This is a genomic window from Synechococcus sp. R6-10 (genome assembly GCF_047461815.1).
Classification (GTDB): domain Bacteria; phylum Cyanobacteriota; class Cyanobacteriia; order Thermostichales; family Thermostichaceae; genus Thermostichus.
Genome location: NZ_JANSHW010000071.1, coordinates 1 through 2,893, shown reverse-complemented (window position 1 = coordinate 2,893; position 2,893 = coordinate 1). Strand labels below are relative to the sequence as shown.

Genomic DNA, 2,893 nt, shown 5'->3' with positions numbered 1-2,893 from the left:
CTTTGACCTGGGGCTTGCAGGGGAAATCTGCAGGGCTGCCCCATCCGCGCGATTTTGCCGCCGTCCTCAACCTGAACACCGGTCGTTTAACAAGGGTTTGGCAGCCGGAGCAGGCTTCCAGAATCAGGGCCAGCCCTGGCTCAACCGTCAAATGCGCCGTTGCCGCCGCTGCTCTGCAGACCGGGATCAGCTCCGGGGAGCGCTTGATCCACTGTCCGGGTTGGTGGGATCCGCCGCCGCAACTGGGGTTGGGCCGCCTACCCTGCTGGGATCCCCGTGGCCATGGGGCTTTGAACTTGCGCCAGGCCCTGGCCCACTCTTGCAACGTGCATTTTTACCAGTTGGGCTGGGAGCTGGGGGCCGATACCCTGGTGGAGTGGCTGCGGCGCTTCGGCCTAGGGAGTGTGCAGAATACAACTCCGGCTCCGCTCTTGGCAACCGGTCTGGCTGGGCCGGTGGATCCCTGGGAGCTGTTGGTTTATGGGGGCGTGATTGCCCGCCGAGGTGTACCCCTTTCTGGCGAGGTCTCTCTGCCCGCTTTCTCTTTACCGGCTTGGATTTGGGAGGCTCTCCATGCTGGCATGAGCCTGGCGGCAACAGCGGGCACCTGTCGCGGCATTGCCCCAGAAGGGATCCCAGTGGCAGCCAAGTCTGGCACCATCCTCAATCCTCAACGACGAGGACGACCAATTCTCTGGGCAGAAGATTTTCAAGCCTGGTTGCTGGCCTTTTGGCCCCTGCCGGATCCCAACTGGACGCTGGTGCTGCACCTGCATCAGGGCAAAGCCTATGAGGCGGCCATTCCCCTGGCGCGGCAGATCATCGCCGCCATCGGCAGCGGGTGACCACCTTGCTTGCGATCATGAAGAAATGCAAACTATACTGAAGGTCAAGTGCCGTTCTCGTTTTCGTTCTTTACGGATCCCACCCCCCGTCGTTCCCATTTACCCTGGAGGTTCTCATGTCTAATCCCAATTTGTCTGAGCCCAAGTTTGGCTTTAACGAGTATGCCGAGCGCCTCAACGGTCGGGCTGCCATGATTGGCTTTGTGCTGGCCATTGTCATCGAAGCGGTGACGGGCCAAGGCGTTGCTTCCTGGCTGGGCCTGATCTAAGAGACCTCAACTTACCGCCTTTTGGCTTTTCCTTGGGTCTGCTGGCTTGCAGGCCCTTTATTGTATTGAGCAGGGTATTGAGCAGGAAGCGTGACTGCACCAGTTGTAGCCGTTCTGAATGGCAACAAGGCTTGAGCGGGCACCAACTACTCCAAGCAATTCCGACAGCGCCGAATCTTTCCCTTTCTCCCTCTGAGGGAGGAGCTGGTGTGAGGGTATCCCACTAGTTCCATTAGATGATCCCTTCTTGACGCTTGGCGATTGGCATCCGCCAGCCGGTGCCGAAGGCGCGATCGGTGATGCGCAGCCCAGGGGGAGCTTGGTGTCGCTTGAACTCGGCATTCTGAACCAGCCGCAGCACCTGCTGCACCGTGTCGGGATCGAACCCTTGAGCCACCAACTCCGGGCCGGATTGATGCTGCTCGATGTGCCGCTGCAGGATCTTGTCCAGCAAATCGTAGGGGGGCAAGCTGTCGCTATCTTGTTGGCCGGGTCGCAATTCCGCTGAGGGGGGCTTGGTCAGAGTAGCAAGCGGGATCCGCTCCTGCTGTCGGTTGATCCAGCGAGCCAAGCGGTACACCCAGGTCTTGGGCACATCGGAAATCACCGCCAGGCCGCCGGACATATCCCCGTAAATGGTGCAGTAGCCCACTGCTAGCTCTGATTTGTTGCCTGTGGTCAGCAGCAGCCGCCCGAACTTGTTGGAAAGGGCCATGAGGAGGGTGCCGCGAATGCGAGATTGCAGGTTTTCTTCCGTGATGTCTGGGGGGAGGCCGGCAAAGGGCTCTGCCAAAAGCTGGTGGTAGCTCTCCATGATGGACTGAATCGGCAGCTTCAGGGTCGGGATCCCCAGGTTTTGCGCCAGTTGGTAGGCATCGGCCAAGCTACCGGCGCTGGAATAGGGAGAGGGCATGAGCACCCCCAGCACCCGCTCCGGCCCCAAAGCATCGGCGGCGATCACAGCAGTTACGGCAGAGTCGATCCCCCCCGACAGGCCCAATACCACCTCGCGAAAGCCACATTTGCTGACGTAATCGCGGGTGCCCAAAACCAACGCCTCGTACAGCTCAGCTTCCGGCTCGGTCGGCCAGCGGGATCCCGCGGTCGGTGGGCTCTGGTCTGGGTTGGGAGACTGGGTCAACTCGTCCACATCCAGGATGAGCTGATCCGGCTGAAAGGCAGCGGCTTGGGCCACAACCCGACCCCGGCGATCTAGGGCACAACTGGCCCCATCGAAGATGAGATCGTCGTTGCCCCCCACCTGATTGACATAGAGAATGGGCAGGGCGTGCTTGCGGGCCAGGGATCCCAGCATCTCCACCCGCAACTTCTGTTTGCCCAGGCTGAAGGGGGAAGCCGAGAGGTTAATCAGCAGGTCGGCACCGCAGCGGGCCATCTCTTCCACCGGATCCCAGTGGTAGCGGCGGTGCTGCCAAAAATCGCGGTCGTTCCAAATGTCTTCACAAATGGTAAAGCCCAGGCGGCGGCCACGGTACTCGATGGGTTGGGGCTGGGATCCCGGCTCAAAATAGCGATCTTCGTCGAAGACATCGTAGGTGGGCAAGAGCGACTTCTGGAACCAATGGCGGATCTGGCCCCCCTCCAGCCAGGCAGCAGCATTGTAAAGGGGCCGACCCTCAGGCAGAGGATTGGGCTGCACGGATCCCACGACCACCGGAATGCTGGCCTGTAGCCGACTGGCCAAGTGCTGCAAAACTTGGTTCGCTCTCTCGATCAGGGCCGGGTAGAGCAACAAATCGCGGGGTGGATATCCCAGCA

General features: G+C 60.6%; 3 protein-coding genes. 2 read left to right on the top strand and 1 reads right to left on the bottom strand.

What is annotated here, in order from left to right:
• Both NW837_RS02405 and NW837_RS02400 read left to right on the top strand, forming a co-directional pair.
• Nucleotides 1-845, top strand: an 845-nt coding sequence (locus NW837_RS02405) for a penicillin-binding transpeptidase domain-containing protein (protein WP_414329105.1), incomplete at its 5' end; no start/stop codon positions are given.
• A 116-nt stretch (nt 846-961) separates the two neighbouring features.
• The gene (locus NW837_RS02400) at nt 962-1,114 is read left to right on the top strand and encodes a chlorophyll a/b-binding protein (RefSeq protein WP_011429120.1); all 153 of its coding nucleotides are present in this window, start codon (nt 962-964) and stop codon (nt 1,112-1,114) included.
• 232 nt (nt 1,115-1,346) lie between these two features.
• Here NW837_RS02400 and NW837_RS02395 read toward each other — a convergent pair.
• A partial coding sequence (locus tag NW837_RS02395; protein WP_414329104.1) for an NAD+ synthase occupies nt 1,347-2,893 on the bottom strand: 1,547 nt, incomplete at its 5' end.

What these genes read in the sequence shown, in the direction of transcription:
- NW837_RS02400 (WP_011429120.1), top strand. Translation starts at nt 962, where the DNA reads ATGTCTAATCCCAATTTGTCTGAGCCCAAGTTTGGCTTTAACGAGTAT.